This is a genomic window from Shigella dysenteriae, assembly GCF_022354085.1.
In the GTDB taxonomy this organism is placed as follows: domain Bacteria; phylum Pseudomonadota; class Gammaproteobacteria; order Enterobacterales; family Enterobacteriaceae; genus Escherichia; species Escherichia coli.
This window is the reverse complement of the sequence record NZ_CP055055.1, coordinates 330,422-348,183: the sequence shown is the minus strand read 5'-3', so window position 1 is coordinate 348,183 and position 17,762 is coordinate 330,422. Positions and strand designations below refer to the sequence as shown.

The window sequence follows — 17,762 nt, the reverse complement described above, 5'->3', positions numbered from 1 at the left end:
TGCAACATGACGACTAAACGTAAACCGTATGTACGGCCAATGACGTCCACCTGGTGGAAAAAATTGCCGTTTTATCGCTTTTACATGCTGCGCGAAGGCACGGCGGTTCCGGCTGTGTGGTTCAGCATTGAACTGATTTTCGGGCTGTTTGCCCTGAAAAATGGCCCGGAAGCCTGGGCGGGATTCGTCGACTTTTTACAAAACCCGGTTATTGTGATCATTAACCTGATCACTCTGGCGGCAGCTCTGCTGCACACCAAAACCTGGTTTGAACTGGCACCGAAAGCGGCCAATATCATTGTAAAAGACGAAAAAATGGGACCAGAGCCAATTATCAAAAGTCTCTGGGCGGTAACTGTGGTTGCCACCATCGTAATCCTGTTTGTTGCCCTGTACTGGTAAGGAGCCTGAGATGATTAATCCAAATCCAAAGCGTTCTGACGAACCGGTATTCTGGGGCCTCTTCGGGGCCGGTGGTATGTGGAGCGCAATTATTGCGCCGGTGATGATCCTGCTGGTGGGTATTCTGCTGCCGCTGGGGCTGTTTCCGGGTGATGCACTGAGCTACGAGCGCGTTCTGGCGTTCGCGCAGAGCTTCATTGGTCGCGTATTCCTGTTCCTGATGATCGTTCTGCCGCTGTGGTGTGGTTTACACCGTATGCACCACGCGATGCACGATCTGAAAATCCACGTACCTGCGGGCAAATGGGTTTTCTACGGTCTGGCTGCTATCCTGACAGTTGTCACGCTGATTGGTGTCGTTACAATCTAACGCATCGCCAATGTAAATCCGGCCCGCCTATGGCGGGCCGTTTTGTATGGAAACCAGACCCTATGTTCAAAACGACGCTCTGCGCCTTATTAATTACCGCCTCTTGCTCCACATTTGCTGCCCCTCAACAAATCAACGATATTGTGCATCGCACAATTACCCCGCTTATAGAGCAACAAAAGATCCCCGGTATGGCGGTGGCGGTAATTTATCAGGGTAAACCTTATTACTTTACCTGGGGCTATGCGGACATCGCCAAAAAGCAGCCCGTCACACAGCAAACGTTGTTTGAGTTAGGTTCGGTCAGCAAAACATTTACGGGCGTGCTTGGTGGCGACGCTATTGCTCGAGGGGAAATCAAGTTAAGCGATCCCGCAACAAAATACTGGCCTGAACTTATCGCTAAACAGTGGAATGGGATCACACTATTACATCTCGCAACCTACACTGCTGGCGGCCTGCCATTGCAAGTGCCGGATGAAGTGAAATCCTCAAGCGACTTGCTGCGCTTCTATCAAAACTGGCAGCCTGCATGGGCTCCAGGAACACAACGTCTGTATGCCAACTCCAGTATCGGTTTGTTCGGCGCACTGGCTGTGAAGCCGTCTGGTTTGAGTTTTGAGCAGGCGATGCAAACTCGTGTCTTCCAGCCACTAAAACTCAACCATACGTGGATTAATGTACCGTCCGCAGAAGAAAAGAATTACGCCTGGGGATATCGCGAAGGCAAGGCAGTTCATGTTTCGCCAGGGGCGTTAGATGCTGAAACTTATGGTGTGAAGTCGACCATTGAAGATATGGCCTGCTGGGTACGAAGCAATATGAATCCCCGTGATATCAACGACAAAACACTTCAGCAAGGGATACAACTGGCACAATCTCGCTACTGGCAAACCGGCGATATGTATCAGGGTCTGGGCTGGGAAATGCTGGACTGGCCGGTAAATCCTGACATCATCGTTAACGGCAGTGACAATAAAATTGCACTGGCAGCACGCCCCGTAAAAGCGATTACGCCTCCAACTCCTGCAGTACGCGCATCATGGGTGCATAAAACGGGGGCGACCGGCGGATTTGGTAGCTATGTCGCGTTTATTCCAGAAAAAGAGCTGGGTATCGTGATGCTGGCTAACAAAAACTATCCCAATCCAGCGAGAGTCGCCGCCGCCTGGCAGATTCTCAACGCTCTGCAGTAAAATTTCATCGGGTCCGAATTTTCGGACCTTTTCTCCGCTTTTCCTTGCTGTCATCTACACTTAGAAAAAAACCAGTAAGGAAACATTTATGCGCCTGCTCCCTCTCGTTGCCGCAGCGACAGCTGCATTTCTGGTCGTTGCCTGCAGTTCTCCTACGCCCCCGCGTGGCGTGACCGTAGTGAATAATTTCGACGCTAAACGCTATCTCGGTACCTGGTATGAGATTGCCCGTTTTGATCACCGCTTTGAACGTGGACTGGAAAAAGTCACCGCAACATACAGCCTGCGTGATGACGGCGGCCTGAATGTCATTAATAAAGGCTATAACCCTGACAGAGGAATGTGGCAGCAGAGTGAAGGGAAAGCGTACTTTACCGGCGCACCAACTCGCGCTGCGCTGAAAGTGTCATTCTTTGGTCCTTTCTATGGCGGTTATAACGTTATTGCACTCGATCGGGAATACCGCCATGCGCTGGTTTGCGGCCCGGACCGCGACTACCTGTGGATACTCTCCCGCACGCCAACCATTTCTGACGAAGTGAAACAGGAGATGCTGGCAGTCGCGACCCGGGAAGGGTTTGATGTCAGTAAGTTTATTTGGGTACAGCAGCCCGGTAGTTAGTGAGTGCTGAGTTTCAGACCAATAATCCCCAATACGATTAACGCCAGACTCGCCAGACGCATCGGGTTAGCGGACTCACCGAGCAGCACAATGCCGGTGATGGCCGCGCCGACTGCGCCAATACCCGTCCACACGGCATAAGCCGTCCCTACTGGTAACGATTTCATCGCCCAGGCAAGTAGCGCCATACTGACAATCATCGCCGTCACGGTAATAACACTCGGCGTCAAACGACTAAAGCCGTGGGTATATTTCAGGCCAACGGCCCATACCACTTCCAGCAGACCAGCAATAACTAAGATAATCCAGGACATATCAGGCTCCGGAGAATTGGGGCCGTCCCCGGTGAAAAGAGGCGTTTGCAGGTCGTCCTGCAAAGCTGATGGTTGAACGGATATTTTGCCAGGTGGCAGAGGAATTTCAACTATTACCTTTGTGACTATCGCAAAAAAACAAACGGCACGACACAGCTGTCGTACCGTTATTGCTTATTGCTATTGCTGCGCTTTCGTTGCTGCGCCAGAAATCGCGTTACCGCCATCAGAAATGTCTTCACCAACGCCACGCGTGGTGTTGCAGGCAGTTAATACTGTTGAAAGCACCAGAACAGAAAAGATCGCTGCAATTGTCTTCTTCACCATAACGTCTTCCTTTTAGGTAATGTTATTTATGTTTGCCTATAGCAAATTAATAATAGACAACATCGCCAAAAATGACGGAAATCTGATGATTTTTCGGAAGAGAAGAAAAATTAGCTGGCAGCGCGGGAGATGGAGTTGCCGAGATGTTTGATGTCTTCGCCGAAACCGCGAGCGGTGTTACAGCCCGTGAGCAGCGTGCTGGCAAGCAAAACAAGAACGATAAGGCGTTTCATCATCTCTGACCTGAATAAGTGATGGTGCAGCCTGCAGGCCGCACCACAACCGCATTACTTCACGCGAGAGACGTATTCACCAGAGCGGGTATCCACTTTGATGACTTCGCCGATTTGTACGAACAGCGGAACTTTAACCACAGCGCCAGTAGACAGGGTAGCCGGTTTGCCGCCAGTACCTGCGGTATCACCTTTCAGGCCCGGATCGGTATCAACGATTTCCAGTTCAACGAAGTTCGGCGGAGTAACGGAGATCGGCTGACCATTCCACAGAGTTACGATACACTCTGCCTGATCCAGCAGCCATTTAGCGTTGTCGCCAATTGCTTTTGCGTCAGCAGACAGCTGCTCGAAAGTTTCGTTGTTCATGAAGTGCCAGAACTCACCGTCGTTGTACAGGTAAGTCAGGTTCATATCGACAACATCAGCGCCTTCAGCGGAATCAGTAGATTTGAAGGTTTTTTCTACGCGAGTACCGGTCAGCAGACGACGCAGTTTAACGCGAGCAAATGCCTGGCCTTTACCCGGTTTTACGAATTCACTCGCTTCAACCGCGTAAGGTTCGCCGTCTAACATGATTTTAAGACCAGCACGAAAATCGTTGCTATAGTACGTTGCCATAAGGCCCTCTGAAATTTGTTAATTGGTAGCTAAGCCACAAAATGGCGCATATTGTAACCCTAAATACCCCATCCAGAGAAGATTGGTTAACGCAACTTGCCGATGTTGTGACCGATCCTGATGAACTTCTGCGTCTTTTGAATATAGACGCGGACGAAAAACTGTTGGCCGGACGCAACGCCAAAAAGCTGTTTGCCCTGCGTGTGCCCCGCTCATTTATCGATCGCATGGAGAAAGGCAATCCGGACGATCCGCTTTTGCGTCAGGTACTTACCTCGCAAGATGAGTTTGCCATCGCGCCCGGATTCTCCACCGACCCGCTGGAAGAACAGCACAGCGTAGTGCCTGGTTTGTTGCATAAATACCACAACCGGGCGCTTTTGCTGGTCAAAGGCGGCTGCGCGGTAAATTGCCGCTATTGCTTCCGCCGCCACTTCCCCTATGCCGAAAATCAGGGCAACAAGCGTAACTGGCAAACTGCACTTGAGTATGTTGCTGCGCATCCGGAACTGGACGAGATGATTTTTTCCGGCGGCGATCCGCTGATGGCGAAAGATCACGAGCTGGACTGGTTGCTCACACAACTGGAAGCCATCCCGCATATCAAACGTCTGCGGATTCACAGTCGTCTGCCGATTGTGATCCCGGCACGCATCACAGATGCGCTGGTTGAACGCTTTTCACATTCTACGCTGCAAATCTTGCTGGTGAATCACATCAACCATGCCAATGAGATAGATGAAACATTCCGTCAGGCGATGGCTAAGTTGCGCCGGGCGGGCGTTACTTTGCTGAACCAGAGCGTTCTGTTACGTGGTGTGAACGATAACGCACAAACGCTGGCAAACCTAAGTAATGCGTTGTTCGATGCCGGCGTGATGCCGTATTACCTGCATGTGCTCGATAAAGTACAGGGCGCGGCGCATTTTATGGTGAGTGATGACGAAGCACGGCAGATTATGCGTGAGTTGCTGACACTGGTGTCGGGATATCTGGTGCCGAAACTGGCGCGAGAAATTGGCGGCGAACCCAGCAAAACGCCGCTGGATCTCCAGCTACGCCAGCAGTAACTGATTAAACAGGGAAGTCAAACATTAAAATTGCCTGATGCGCTACGCTTATCAGGCCTACATCGTGCATTGAAATTGAATGGATTTGCAATGAACTGTAGGCCGGATAAGGCGTTTACGCCGCATCCGGCAAGAGCAACAAACGCAAGTACAGCAACCTGTCATTAAACTGGGAAATTTAATCTTTGCCCGTTGCATAACCTTTAATTATTCATATGCATTGCTGTTGTTGCTCTTTATATAACTAACATCAATAATTAACCTTTCTTTTCTGTTTATATAGAGTGAGTACGGCTATTTATGTTATTTTAACAACTATTACTACCAAGCCCATTTATCTGGCTTATAAATTAAAATTAATTATTTAATTGAGAAATGGTTAGGGAGAACCTACATGGCCATAAGCATCAAGGGTGTTAATACCGGTGTTATTCGCAAGAGTAATAATTTCATTGCACTGGCGCTGAAAATTAAAGAACCTCGCAATAAAGAATCGTTGTTCTTTATGTCTGTCATGGAACTGCGCGACCTGCTGATTGCGCTGGAAAGTCGTCTGCATCAAAAGCATAAACTGGATGCTGCTGCACGCCTTCAGTATGAGCAAGCTCGCGATAAAGTCATTAAGAAAATGGCAGAAAATATCCCAGAAATTCTGGTTGATGAGCTTAAAAATGCCGATATTAATCGTCGGGTTAACACGCTGGAACTTACCGATAATCAAGGCGAAAATCTTACCTTCGTATTAACGCTACATGACGGTAGCAAATGTGAGTTAGTCGTCAATGAGTTGCAGATTGAAATGCTGGCGCGAGCAATCATTCATGCAATTAATAATGCAGAAATGCGCGAACTGGCATTACGTATTACCTCACTGTTAGATTTCCTGCCGTTATACGACGTTGACTGCCAGGAAAATGGCAATCTGGAATATGACACCTATTCCCAACCGGAATGGAAACATAACTTGTTTGACCATTATCTGGCGGTGCTTTACCGCTTTAAAGATGAAAGTGGCAAAGAACAATTTAGCGGCGCAGTGGTGAAAACGCGTGAAGCAACGCCGGGTAAAGAAGTAGAGGCGATCACTCGCCGAATGCTTGATTTCAGCCCACGACTGAAAAAACTCGCGGGTGTGCCATGTCAGGTCTATGTTCGCACCGTAGCGGCGAATAACGCCCAACCGCTAACCCAGGATCAATGCTTACGCGCGCTGCATCACTTACGTGTTCAATCCACCAGCAAAACTGCACCACAGGCGAAATAATCTCATCTTTGCTAATGCGAGGCTGGAGCCATCCAGCCTGAAATGACTGATAACGTGATCGTTGGTCATGCCGGATGCGGCGTAAACGCCTTATCCGGCCTACAAATTCTCAAGCATTCAATCAGTTGCAATGCCTTATGTAGGCCTGATAAGCGAAGCGCATCTGGCAATTATACGTTTGTCACCATCACATCAGTTCGGGCACTTATAAACCTGACCGATAATCTGGCTATCCGTCGGGACAAAACTGGACAACATTCCCTGCGACGGGCTGCTGATGCCATAAATCACGTTACCGCCCATTGCAGCCGCCTGGTTGCGCAGATCGTTTGCAGCGCCGCGCATAGAACCGCCCTCTTCTCCGTGTTGCCCGGAAAGCCAGTTGCTTTGCTTACCTGTCGCAGTACCAATCAGCTGGCACTCTGCGCCTGGCTGCTCGTCCACAATGCGTACACTCTGACCGGCAGCACTCAATTCGTTGCTGGAGCTACAACCCGCCATCAGTAGCGCGGCACCGACAATCCCTGCTAAGTATTTTACGTGCATGTTATTCCCCATAATCAATGAGCTGGACGCCACTCGCGTCGTCCGTGTCTGAATCTTATACTAGAAAGATGACCAAAAGAAAAACCCCCAGACATTTCTGCCCGGGGGTTTGTTTATTTCTGCGAGGTGCAGGGCAATTACATCATGCCGCCCATGCCACCCATGCCGCCCATACCGCCAGCAGCGCCTAAGTCAGCTGCATCGTTTTTCGGCAGGTCGGTAACCATGCATTCGGTGGTGATCATCAGGCCAGCCACAGAAGCTGCGTACTGCAGAGCAGAACGAGTTACTTTGGTTGGGTCCAGGATACCCATGTCGATCATGTTGCCGTATTCTTCGGTTGCTGCGTTGTAACCGTAGTTGCCGTCGCCACCTTTAACGGTGTTAGCAACAACAGACGGTTCTTCGCCGCAGTTCAGGACGATCTGACGCAGCGGAGCTTCCATTGCACGCAGTGCAACTTTGATACCCACGTTCTGGTCTTCGTTCTGACCACGCAGGTCAGCCAGTTTAGACGCTACGCGGATCAGCGCAACACCACCACCAGCAACCACGCCTTCTTCTACCGCAGCACGGGTCGCGTGCAGGGCGTCTTCAACGCGTGCTTTTTTCTCTTTCATTTCAACTTCGGTAGCAGCACCTACTTTGATAACTGCAACGCCGCCTGCCAGTTTCGCTACGCGCTCCTGCAGTTTTTCACGGTCGTAGTCAGAAGTTGCTTCTTCAATCTGCTGACGGATCTGAGCAACACGGCCCTGGATTGCAGCTTCTTCACCCACGCCATCGATGATAGTGGTGGTGTCTTTGTTGATCACAACACGTTTAGCCTGACCCAGGTCTTCCAGGGTTGCTTTTTCCAGCTCCATACCGATCTCTTCAGAGATTACGGTACCGCCAGTCAGGGTTGCGATATCCTGCAGCATAGCTTTACGACGATCGCCGAAGCCCGGAGCTTTAACTGCAGCAACTTTCACGATGCCACGCATGGTGTTAACAACCAGAGTTGCCAGCGCTTCGCCTTCTACATCTTCAGCGATGATCAGCAGCGGTTTGCCTGCTTTGGCAACGGCTTCCAGAACCGGCAGCATTTCGCGGATGTTGGAGATTTTCTTGTCAGCCAGCAGGATGAACGGGCTTTCCAGTTCTACTGCGCCAGTTTCCGGCTTGTTGATGAAGTAAGGAGACAGGTAGCCACGGTCGAACTGCATACCTTCAACCACGTCCAGTTCGTCCTGCAGACCGGTACCGTCTTCAACGGTGATAACGCCTTCTTTACCGACTTTGTCCATCGCTTCAGCGATCAGTTTACCTACGGTTTCGTCGGAGTTAGCGGAGATAGTACCAACCTGAGCAATCGCTTTAGAGTCAGAGCACGGTACGGACAGCGCTTTCAGTTCTTCAACTGCAGCGGTAACAGCTTTGTCGATACCACGTTTCAGGTCCATCGGGTTCATGCCCGCAGCAACAGCTTTCAGACCTTCAGTGATGATAGCCTGAGCCAGTACGGTTGCAGTGGTGGTACCGTCGCCTGCAGCGTCGTTCGCTTTAGAGGCAACTTCTTTCACCATCTGCGCACCCATGTTTTCGAACTTGTCTTCCAGTTCGATTTCACGAGCAACGGAAACACCATCTTTGGTGATGGTCGGTGCACCGAAAGATTTATCCAGAACTACGTTACGGCCTTTCGGACCGAGGGTAACTTTCACTGCATCTGCCAGTACGTTTACGCCGCGCAGCATTTTCACACGAGCGTCGTTACCGAATTTTACGTCTTTAGCTGCCATTATCTTTATTCCTTAAATTCGTATGTTCAGTGTCGTGCGAGGATTACGCTTCAACAATTGCCAGAATGTCGCTTTCGGACATGATCAACACTTCTTCATTGTCGATCTTCTCGGATTTCACACCGTAGCCATCGTTGAAAATAACGATGTCGCCAACTTTCACATCCAGCGGCTTCACTTCGCCATTTTCAAGGATACGGCCATTGCCGACAGCCAGCACTTCGCCGCGGGTGGATTTAGCCGTTGCAGAGCCGGTCAGAACGATGCCGCCAGCAGATTTAGTTTCAACTTCTTTACGCTTGACGATCACGCGATCATGCAATGGACGAATATTCATTGATAACTCTCCTTTGAGAAAGTCCGTATCTGTTATGGGTGACGCCGGAGCTTACGTGGTTTCCCGGCTGGTGACCAGAGAAATGGGGATGAGGCTTCGCCCCTTCAAGGGGGAAAAAGAAAAAAAATTCTGATCAGCACAAAATCGGGTGAAAACCCTGATTCACCTCACATTTCATCGCAATTTCTTCATCGCCGTCATAAGCGAATCTGATTGTGCTACCATCGAAAATCTACGCAGTTGCCCAAAATTTGGGCGCAATCGGACATCAACCCATGAGTGGACTCAAACAAGAACTGGGGCTGGCCCAGGGCATTGGCCTGCTATCGACGTCATTATTAGGCACTGGCGTGTTTGCCGTTCCTGCGTTAGCTGCGCTGGTAGCGGGCAATAACAGCCTGTGGGCGTGGCCCGTTTTGATTATCTTAGTGTTCCCGATTGCGATTGTGTTTGCGATTCTGGGTCGCCACTATCCCAGTGCAGGCGGCGTCGCGCACTTCGTCGGTATGGCGTTTGGTTCGCGGCTTGAGCGAGTCACCGGCTGGCTGTTTTTATCGGTCATTCCCGTGGGTTTGCCTGCCGCGCTACAAATTGCTGCCGGATTCGGCCAGGCAATGTTTGGCTGGCATAGCTGGCAACTGTTGTTGGCAGAACTCGGTACGCTGGCGTTGGTGTGGTATATCGGTACTCGCGGTGCCAGTTCCAGTGCAAATCTACAAACAGTTATTGCCGGACTTATCGTCGCGCTGATTGTCGCTATCTGGTGGGCGGGCGATATCAAACCTGCGAGTATCCCCTTCCCCGCGCCAGGAAATATCGAACTTACCGGGTTATTTGCTGCGTTATCAGTGATGTTCTGGTGTTTTGTCGGTCTTGAAGCATTTGCCCATCTTGCCTCGGAATTTAAAAATCCAGAACGTGATTTTCCTCGTGCTTTGATGATTGGTCTGCTGCTGGCAGGATTAGTCTACTGGGGCTGTACGGTAGTCGTCTTACACTTAGACGCCTATGGTGAACAAATGGCCGCGGCAGCATCGCTTCCAAAAATTGTAGTGCAACTGTTCGGTGTAGGAGCGTTATGGATTGCCTGCGTAATTGGCTATCTGGCCTGCTTTGCCAGTCTCAACATTTATATACAGAGCTTCGCCCGCCTGGTCTGGTCGCAGGCGCAACATAATCCTGACCACTACCTGGCACGCCTCTCTTCTCGCCATATCCCGAATAATGCCCTCAATGCGGTGCTCGGATGCTGCGTGGTGAGCACTTTGGTGATTCATGCTTTAGAGATCAATCTGGACGCTCTTATTATTTATGCCAATGGCATCTTTATTATGATTTATCTGTTATGCATGCTGGCAGGCTGTAAATTATTGCAAGGACGTTATCGACTACTGGCGGTGGTTGGCGGGCTGTTATGCGTTCTGTTACTGACAATGGTCGGCTGGAAAAGTCTCTATGCGCTGATTATGCTGGCGGGGTTATGGCTGTTTCTGCCAAAACGAAAAACGCCGGAAAATGGCATAACCACATAATCCGGCGTTTCGACATTAATCCTGGCGATCGTCTTTATGATCAAGGCGGTCGCGGTCATCATCCTTTCGCTGGTACTCACCATCAAAAGTATTACCGCCACCGGTCCCGGCGCTAAAACCGCCGCCTGGCATGCGAGAAAAGCGCAAATGTGGCATCAACTTCACTGTCAGATGCTTTTGCACCGGCGGCAATAAAAGCAGAAGACCGAGGAAGTCGGTGAAAAAGCCCGGTAATAAAAGCAGCAAACCGGCAATGATCAGCGAAACACTTTTAATCATCTCCGCCGCAGGGTTTTCACCCGCCGCCATTTTTTGCTGCATCAGCACGAAATTCTTAAAGCCCTGGTTACGTACCAGTGACATACCGATAACTGACGTAAATATAACCAGCACGAGAGTCAGCAATACCCCCAATACATGGGCAACCTGAATAAAGATTGAAATCTCAATATAGACATAAAGGAAAATGACAATAAAAGGTAACCAGCGCAAAGGTTTCTCCTGTAATAGCAGCCGGTTAACCCCGGCTACCTGAATGGGTTGCGAATCGCGTTCAGCTTATATTGTGGTCATTAGCAAAATTTCAAGATGTTTGCGCAACTATTTTTGGTAGTAATCCCAAAGCGGTGATCTATTTCACAAATTAATAATTAAGGGGTAAAAACCGACACTTAAAGTGATCCAGATTACGGTAGAAATCCTCAAGCAGCATATGATCTCGGGTATTCGGTCGATGCAGGGGATAATCGTCGGTCGAAAAACATTCGAAACCACATATATTCTGTGTGTTTAAAGCAAATCATTGGCAGCTTGAAAAAGAAGGTTCACATGTCAAACAACATTCGTATCGAAGAAGATCTGTTGGGTACCAGGGAAGTTCCAGCTGATGCCTACTATGGTGTTCACACTCTGAGAGCGATTGAAAACTTCTATATCAGCAACAACAAAATCAGTGATATTCCTGAATTTGTTCGCGGTATGGTAATGGTTAAAAAAGCCGCAGCTATGGCAAACAAAGAGCTGCAAACCATTCCTAAAAGTGTAGCGAATGCCATCATTGCCGCATGTGATGAAGTCCTGAACAACGGAAAATGCATGGATCAGTTCCCGGTAGACGTCTACCAGGGCGGCGCAGGTACTTCCGTAAACATGAACACCAACGAAGTGCTGGCCAATATCGGTCTGGAACTGATGGGTCACCAGAAAGGTGAATATCAGTACCTGAACCCGAACGACCATGTTAACAAATGTCAGTCCACTAACGACGCCTACCCGACCGGTTTCCGTATCGCAGTTTACTCTTCCCTGATTAAGCTGGTAGATGCGATTAACCAACTGCGTGAAGGCTTTGAACGTAAAGCTGTCGAATTCCAGGACATCCTGAAAATGGGTCGTACCCAGCTGCAGGACGCAGTACCGATGACCCTCGGTCAGGAATTCCGCGCTTTCAGCATCCTGCTGAAAGAAGAAGTGAAAAACATCCAACGTACCGCTGAACTGCTGCTGGAAGTTAACCTTGGCGCAACAGCAATCGGTACTGGTCTGAACACGCCGAAAGAGTACTCTCCGCTGGCAGTGAAAAAACTGGCTGAAGTTACTGGCTTCCCATGCGTACCGGCTGAAGACCTGATCGAAGCGACCTCTGACTGCGGCGCTTATGTTATGGTTCACGGCGCGCTGAAACGCCTGGCTGTGAAGATGTCCAAAATCTGTAACGACCTGCGCTTGCTCTCTTCTGGTCCACGTGCCGGCCTGAACGAGATCAACCTGCCGGAACTGCAGGCGGGCTCTTCCATCATGCCAGCTAAAGTAAACCCGGTTGTTCCGGAAGTGGTTAACCAGGTATGCTTCAAAGTCATCGGTAACGACACCACTGTTACCATGGCAGCAGAAGCAGGTCAGCTGCAGTTGAACGTTATGGAGCCGGTCATTGGCCAGGCCATGTTCGAATCCGTTCACATTCTGACCAACGCTTGCTACAACCTGCTGGAAAAATGCATTAACGGCATCACAGCTAACAAAGAAGTGTGCGAAGGTTACGTTTACAACTCTATCGGTATCGTTACTTACCTGAACCCGTTCATCGGTCACCACAACGGTGACATCGTGGGTAAAATCTGTGCCGAAACCGGTAAGAGTGTACGTGAAGTCGTTCTGGAACGCGGTCTGTTGACTGAAGCGGAACTTGACGATATTTTCTCCGTACAGAATCTGATGCACCCGGCTTACAAAGCAAAACGCTATACTGATGAAAGCGAACAGTAATCGTACAGGGTAGTACAAATAAAGAAGGCACGTCAGATGACGTGCCTTTTTTCTTGTGAGCAGTAACTTAAAAATAACAATCTAATATCAACTTGTTAAAAAACAAGGAAGGCTAATATGCTAGTTGTAGAACTCATCATAGTTTTGCTGGCGATCTTCTTGGGCGCCAGATTGGGGGGAATAGGTATTGGTTTTGCAGGCGGATTGGGGGTGCTGGTTCTTGCCGCTATTGGCGTTAAACCCGGTAACATCCCGTTCGATGTCATTTCCATTATCATGGCGGTTATCGCCGCTATTTCTGCCATGCAGGTTGCTGGCGGTCTGGACTATCTGGTTCATCAGACAGAAAAGCTGCTGCGCCGTAACCCGAAATACATCACGATCCTCGCACCGATCGTGACCTATTTCCTGACTATCTTTGCTGGTACTGGCAACATCTCTCTGGCGACACTGCCAGTTATCGCTGAAGTTGCGAAGGAACAAGGCGTTAAACCTTGCCGTCCGCTGTCTACTGCAGTGGTATCCGCGCAGATTGCGATCACCGCATCGCCAATCTCAGCGGCAGTGGTTTACATGTCTTCCGTGATGGAAGGTCATGGCATCAGCTACCTCCATCTGCTCTCCGTGGTCATCCCGTCCACCCTGCTGGCGGTTCTGGTGATGTCCTTCCTGGTCACTATGCTGTTCAACTCCAAACTCTCTGACGATCCGATTTATCGCAAGCGTCTGGAAGAGGGCCTGGTTGAACTGCGCGGTGAAAAGCAGATTGAAATCAAATCCGGTGCAAAAACGTCCGTCTGGCTGTTCCTGCTGGGCGTAGTTGGCGTGGTTATCTATGCAATCATCAACAGCCCAAGCATGGGTCTGGTTGAAAAACCGCTGATGAACACCACCAACGCAATCCTGATCATCATGCTCAGCGTTGCAACTCTGACCACCGTTATCTGTAAAGTCGATACCGACAACATCCTCAACTCCAGCACCTTCAAAGCAGGTATGAGCGCCTGTATTTGTATCCTGGGTGTTGCGTGGCTGGGCGATACTTTCGTTTCCAACAACATCGACTGGATCAAAGATACCGCTGGTGAAGTGATTCAGGGTCATCCGTGGCTGCTGGCCGTCATCTTCTTCTTTGCTTCTGCTCTGCTGTACTCTCAGGCTGCAACCGCAAAAGCACTGATGCCGATGGCTCTGGCACTGAACGTTTCTCCGCTGACCGCTGTTGCTTCTTTCGCTGCGGTGTCTGGTCTGTTCATTCTGCCGACCTACCCGACGCTGGTTGCTGCGGTACAGATGGATGACACGGGTACTACCCGTATCGGTAAATTCGTCTTCAACCATCCGTTCTTCATCCCGGGTACTCTGGGTGTTGCCCTGGCCGTTTGCTTCGGCTTCGTGCTGGGTAGCTTCATGCTGTAATGACCAATCGCGGGGCGTTCACGCCCCGCTTTCTTTCCCGCCGACTAACATCCTTCCCCCGTCCGTTGTATAGTGACCTCTCTCTTGCGGTTCCATCTGTTCTTGCGAGGTGTTTATGCTTGATGAAAAAAGTTCGAATACCGCGTCTGTCGTGGTGCTATGTACCGCACCGGATGAAGCGACAGCCCAGGATTTAGCCGCCAAAGTGCTGGCGGAAAAACTGGCGGCCTGCGCGACCTTGATCCCCGGCGCTACCTCTCTCTATTACTGGGAAGGTAAGCTGGAGCAAGAATACGAAGTGCAGATGATTTTAAAAACTACCGTATCTCACCAGCAGGCACTGCTGGAATGCCTGAAGTCTCATCATCCATATCAAACCCCGGAACTTCTGGTTTTACCTGTTACACACGGAGACACAGATTACCTCTCATGGCTCAACGCATCTTTACGCTGATCCTGCTACTTTGCAGCACTTCCGTTTTTGCCGGATTATTCGACGCGCCGGGACGTTCACAATTTGTCCCCGCGGATCAAGCCTTTGCTTTTGATTTTCAGCAAAACCAACATGACCTTAATCTGACCTGGCAGATCAAAGACGGTTACTACCTCTACCGTAAACAGATCCGCATTACGCCGGAACACGCGAAAATTGCCGACGTGCAGCTGCCGCAAGGCGTCTGGCATGAAGATGAGTTTTACGGCAAAAGCGAGATTTACCGCGATCGGCTGACGCTTCCCGTAACCATCAACCAGGCGAGTGCGGGAGCGACGTTAACAGTCACCTACCAGGGCTGTGCTGATGCCGGTTTCTGTTATCCGCCAGAAACCAAAACCGTTCCGTTAAGCGAAGTGGTCGCCAACAACGCAGCGTCACAGCCTGTGTCTGTTCCGCAGCAAGAGCAGCCCACCGCGCAATTGCCCTTTTCCGCGCTCTGGGCGTTGTTGATCGGTATTGGTATCGCCTTTACGCCATGCGTGCTGCCAATGTACCCACTGATTTCTGGCATCGTGCTGGGTGGTAAACAGCGGCTCTCCACTGCCAGAGCATTGTTGCTGACCTTTATTTATGTGCAGGGGATGGCACTGACTTACACGGCGCTGGGTCTGGTAGTTGCCGCCGCAGGGTTACAGTTCCAGGCGGCGCTACAGCACCCATACGTGCTCATTGGCCTCGCCATCGTCTTTACCTTGCTGGCGATGTCAATGTTTGGCTTGTTTACTCTACAACTCCCCTCCTCGCTGCAAACGCGCCTCACGCTGATGAGCAATCGCCAACAGGGCGGCTCACCCGGCGGAGTGTTTATTATGGGGGCGATTGCCGGACTGATCTGTTCACCATGCACCACCGCACCGCTTAGCGCGATTCTGCTGTATATCGCCCAAAGCGGGAACATGTGGCTGGGCGGCGGCACGCTTTATCTCTATGCGTTGGGCATGGGCCTGCCGCTGATGCTAATTACCGTCTTTGGTAACCGCTTGCTGCCGAAAAGCGGCCCGTGGATGGAACAAGTCAAAACCGCGTTTGGTTTTGTGATCCTCGCACTGCCGGTCTTCCTGCTGGAGCGAGTGATTGGTGATGTATGGGGATTGCGCTTGTGGTCGGCGCTGGGTGTCGCATTCTTTGGCTGGGCCTTTATCACCAGCCTACAGGCCAAACGCGGCTGGATGCGCGTGGTGCAAATAATCCTGCTGGCAGCGGCATTGGTTAGCGTGCGCCCACTTCAGGATTGGGCATTTGGTGCGACGCATACCGCGCAAACTCAGACGCATCTCAACTTTACACAAATCAAAACGGTAGATGAGTTAAATCAGGCGCTCGTTGAAGCCAACGGCAAACCGGTGATGTTAGATCTTTATGCCGACTGGTGCGTCGCCTGTAAAGAGTTTGAGAAATACACCTTCAGCGACCCGCAGGTGCAAAAAGCGTTAGCAGACACGGTCTTACTTCAGGCCAACGTCACGGCCAACGACGCACAAGATGTGGCGCTGTTAAAGTATCTTAATGTCCTTGGTCTACCGACAATTCTCTTTTTTGACGGACAAGGCCAGGAGCATCCACAAGCACGCGTCACGGGCTTTATGGATGCTGAAACCTTCAGCGCACATTTGCGCGATCGCCAACCGTGAACGACACTTGCAGTGGGAAAGACGGAGGAAAATAGCGTGCAACGTGAAGATGTACTGGGAGAAGCCCTGAAATTATTAGAATTACAAGGGATTGCCAACACCACGCTGGAGATGGTTGCTGAACGTGTGGATTATCCACTGGACGAGCTGCGCCGCTTCTGGCCAGACAAAGAGGCAATCCTCTACGATGCGCTGCGTTATCTTAGCCAACAGATAGATGTCTGGCGTCGTCAGCTGATGCTGGACGAAACGCAAACCGCCGAACAAAAGTTGCTGGCACGTTATCAGGCGTTATCGGAGTGCGTTAAAAACAACCGCTATCCGGGCTGTCTGTTTATCGCTGCCTGTACGTTTTATCCCGATCCTGGCCACCCTATTCATCAACTGGCCGATCAGCAAAAAAGCGCGGCCTACGATTTCACCCACGAACTGTTAACCACGCTGGAAGTTGACGATCCGGCGATGGTAGCAAAGCAGATGGAACTGGTGCTGGAAGGCTGTTTAAGCCGAATGCTGGTGAATCGTAGCCAGGCGGATGTCGACACTGCACATCGGCTGGCGGAAGATATCCTGCGCTTCGCCCGCTGCCGCCAGGGTGGCGCATTGACCTGACAGAAACACAGAAAAGAAGCGATTTGCCGCAATCTTAAGCAGTTGAATCGCTTTTACTGAAATTAGGTTGACGAGATGTGCAGATTACGGTTTAATGCGCCCCGTTGCCCGGATAGCTCAGTCGGTAGAGCAGGGGATTGAAAATCCCCGTGTCCTTGGTTCGATTCCGAGTCCGGGCACCAAATTCATATAAACGGACCTCCACGGAGGTCCGTTTTTCGTTTCAAGACGCCACGATTTAAGCGTTCTGCCTCCAAATCAATTCTACCGAACTCAACCAGATTCTCCCCACATCACCAGCAATTTGCGGGCATATCCCAATTCGGGAAAATTTGTTCCTGAGCGATAGCACTAACTGACGTGAAATGTCGTGCGACCCCGTGATGCTGTTGAACGTCAAATGACGTCATCAGGAGCGTAACGCATCCATAAAGCACAACACCGGTCTGAACGGCGACTGATGAGATTTTCTGAATGAGAACAAAGAGAAATGTATCAGTCCGCTTGCTCATGCAAAGACTAACAATCCATTAAAATAGTAAGCGCTCCGGACAATTTTCCATGGATTATTTTCTGAACATTTTTCTTTGGCAAAGATGATGAATTTTGATGGTAAGGAATATTACTTCTGGTTCTCAGTAAAATCCTTTCGTAATACTATGTAATCAAGAAGTTTATGGCTGGTAAAAATAACGTCTTGCATTCACCAATAATATGTAAA

The 17,762-nt window shown here is 50.2% G+C and carries 20 protein-coding genes, 1 tRNA gene and 1 pseudogene; 14 read left to right on the top strand and 8 right to left on the bottom strand.

Features of this window, described 5'->3' with window-relative positions; genetic code table 11:
* The first annotated feature begins 6 nt into the window (after window positions 1–6).
* From frdC to blc, 4 genes are all read left to right on the top strand, one after another.
* Complete coding sequence (frdC, locus tag HUZ68_RS01765; protein ID WP_000208757.1) at window positions 7–402, top strand: fumarate reductase subunit FrdC; 396 nt, start codon at window positions 7–9, stop codon at window positions 400–402.
* A 10-nt stretch (window positions 403–412) separates the two neighbouring features.
* Window positions 413–772 (top strand): fumarate reductase subunit FrdD, encoded by a 360-nt coding sequence (gene frdD, locus HUZ68_RS01760; RefSeq protein WP_000609663.1) that lies wholly within the window; start codon window positions 413–415, stop codon window positions 770–772.
* Window positions 773–834: 62 nt separating this feature from the next.
* A complete protein-coding gene (locus tag HUZ68_RS01755) occupies window positions 835–1,968 on the top strand; it encodes a BlaEC family class C beta-lactamase (protein ID WP_033815122.1) in 1,134 nt (377 codons plus the stop codon).
* 88 nt (window positions 1,969–2,056) lie between these two features.
* On the top strand, window positions 2,057–2,590 hold the full coding sequence (gene blc, locus HUZ68_RS01750; protein WP_001238378.1) for a lipocalin Blc: 534 nt from the start codon (window positions 2,057–2,059) through the stop codon (window positions 2,588–2,590).
* On the opposite strand, the gene sugE is transcribed toward blc, so the two are convergent.
* From sugE to efp, 4 genes are all read right to left on the bottom strand, one after another.
* The gene (gene sugE, locus HUZ68_RS01745; RefSeq protein ID WP_000118482.1) at window positions 2,587–2,904 is read right to left on the bottom strand and encodes a quaternary ammonium compound efflux SMR transporter SugE; all 318 of its coding nucleotides are present in this window, start codon (window positions 2,902–2,904) and stop codon (window positions 2,587–2,589) included. The two genes, blc and sugE, sit on opposite strands and share 4 nt — an antisense overlap.
* 180 nt (window positions 2,905–3,084) lie before the next feature.
* Window positions 3,085–3,231, bottom strand: a complete 147-nt coding sequence (gene ecnB, locus HUZ68_RS01740; RefSeq protein WP_000239596.1) for a lipoprotein toxin entericidin B — start codon at window positions 3,229–3,231, stop codon at window positions 3,085–3,087.
* Between the two features lie 110 nt (window positions 3,232–3,341).
* Window positions 3,342–3,467 carry a lipoprotein antitoxin entericidin A gene (ecnA, locus tag HUZ68_RS01735; RefSeq protein WP_000977757.1) on the bottom strand — a complete coding sequence of 42 codons (126 nt, stop codon included), beginning with the start codon at window positions 3,465–3,467 and terminating at the stop codon, window positions 3,342–3,344.
* Between the two features lie 51 nt (window positions 3,468–3,518).
* Window positions 3,519–4,085 carry an elongation factor P gene (efp, locus tag HUZ68_RS01730; protein WP_000257278.1) on the bottom strand — a complete coding sequence of 189 codons (567 nt, stop codon included), beginning with the start codon at window positions 4,083–4,085 and terminating at the stop codon, window positions 3,519–3,521.
* 41 nt (window positions 4,086–4,126) lie between these two features.
* Here efp and epmB point away from each other — a divergent pair, with 41 nt between their 5' ends.
* Complete coding sequence (gene epmB / locus HUZ68_RS01725; protein WP_000940498.1) at window positions 4,127–5,155, top strand: EF-P beta-lysylation protein EpmB; 1,029 nt, start codon at window positions 4,127–4,129, stop codon at window positions 5,153–5,155.
* A 394-nt stretch (window positions 5,156–5,549) separates the two neighbouring features.
* The gene (locus HUZ68_RS01720) at window positions 5,550–6,419 is read left to right on the top strand and encodes a YjeJ family protein (RefSeq protein ID WP_001008051.1); all 870 of its coding nucleotides are present in this window, start codon (window positions 5,550–5,552) and stop codon (window positions 6,417–6,419) included.
* A 192-nt stretch (window positions 6,420–6,611) separates the two neighbouring features.
* Here HUZ68_RS01720 and HUZ68_RS01715 read toward each other — a convergent pair whose 3' ends face one another.
* From HUZ68_RS01715 to HUZ68_RS01705, 3 genes are all read right to left on the bottom strand, one after another.
* Window positions 6,612–6,965, bottom strand: a complete 354-nt coding sequence (locus HUZ68_RS01715) for a DUF4156 domain-containing protein (protein ID WP_000558209.1) — start codon at window positions 6,963–6,965, stop codon at window positions 6,612–6,614.
* Between the two features lie 137 nt (window positions 6,966–7,102).
* Window positions 7,103–8,749: a chaperonin GroEL gene (gene groL, locus HUZ68_RS01710; protein ID WP_000729117.1), complete on the bottom strand. Its 1,647-nt coding sequence runs from the start codon at window positions 8,747–8,749 to the stop codon at window positions 7,103–7,105.
* Window positions 8,750–8,792: 43 nt separating this feature from the next.
* Window positions 8,793–9,086, bottom strand: a complete 294-nt coding sequence (locus HUZ68_RS01705) for a co-chaperone GroES (protein ID WP_137560006.1) — start codon at window positions 9,084–9,086, stop codon at window positions 8,793–8,795.
* Window positions 9,087–9,361: 275 nt separating this feature from the next.
* Here HUZ68_RS01705 and yjeH point away from each other — a divergent pair, with 275 nt between their 5' ends.
* A complete protein-coding gene (yjeH, locus tag HUZ68_RS01700; protein ID WP_239594015.1) occupies window positions 9,362–10,618 on the top strand; it encodes an L-methionine/branched-chain amino acid transporter in 1,257 nt (418 codons plus the stop codon).
* Between the two features lie 15 nt (window positions 10,619–10,633).
* Here the strand turns inward: yjeH and HUZ68_RS01695 are convergent, their stop codons facing one another.
* A complete protein-coding gene (locus HUZ68_RS01695; protein WP_033815123.1) occupies window positions 10,634–11,110 on the bottom strand; it encodes an FxsA family protein in 477 nt (158 codons plus the stop codon).
* A gap of 336 nt (window positions 11,111–11,446) precedes the next feature.
* Here HUZ68_RS01695 and aspA point away from each other — a divergent pair, with 336 nt between their 5' ends.
* The 7 genes and pseudogenes from aspA to HUZ68_RS25000 form a co-directional block, all read left to right on the top strand.
* Complete coding sequence (gene aspA / locus HUZ68_RS01690; RefSeq protein WP_000069437.1) at window positions 11,447–12,883, top strand: aspartate ammonia-lyase; 1,437 nt, start codon at window positions 11,447–11,449, stop codon at window positions 12,881–12,883.
* A 117-nt stretch (window positions 12,884–13,000) separates the two neighbouring features.
* On the top strand, window positions 13,001–14,302 hold the full coding sequence (gene dcuA, locus HUZ68_RS01685) for an anaerobic C4-dicarboxylate transporter DcuA (protein ID WP_000961959.1): 1,302 nt from the start codon (window positions 13,001–13,003) through the stop codon (window positions 14,300–14,302).
* Between the two features lie 115 nt (window positions 14,303–14,417).
* Complete coding sequence (cutA, locus tag HUZ68_RS01680) at window positions 14,418–14,756, top strand: divalent cation tolerance protein CutA (protein ID WP_000883400.1); 339 nt, start codon at window positions 14,418–14,420, stop codon at window positions 14,754–14,756.
* Window positions 14,732–16,429 carry a protein-disulfide reductase DsbD gene (gene dsbD / locus HUZ68_RS01675; protein WP_033815124.1) on the top strand — a complete coding sequence of 566 codons (1,698 nt, stop codon included), beginning with the start codon at window positions 14,732–14,734 and terminating at the stop codon, window positions 16,427–16,429. Before cutA ends, dsbD begins: the two co-directional genes overlap by 25 nt.
* 36 nt (window positions 16,430–16,465) lie before the next feature.
* On the top strand, window positions 16,466–17,041 hold the full coding sequence (locus tag HUZ68_RS01670) for a transcriptional regulator (RefSeq protein WP_001188520.1): 576 nt from the start codon (window positions 16,466–16,468) through the stop codon (window positions 17,039–17,041).
* A gap of 106 nt (window positions 17,042–17,147) precedes the next feature.
* Window positions 17,148–17,223, top strand: a tRNA-Phe gene (locus HUZ68_RS01665).
* Window positions 17,224–17,420: 197 nt separating this feature from the next.
* Window positions 17,421–17,580, top strand: a pseudogene (locus HUZ68_RS25000) (tyrosine-type recombinase/integrase); the annotation flags it as partial.
* Window positions 17,581–17,762: the final 182 nt, after the last annotated feature.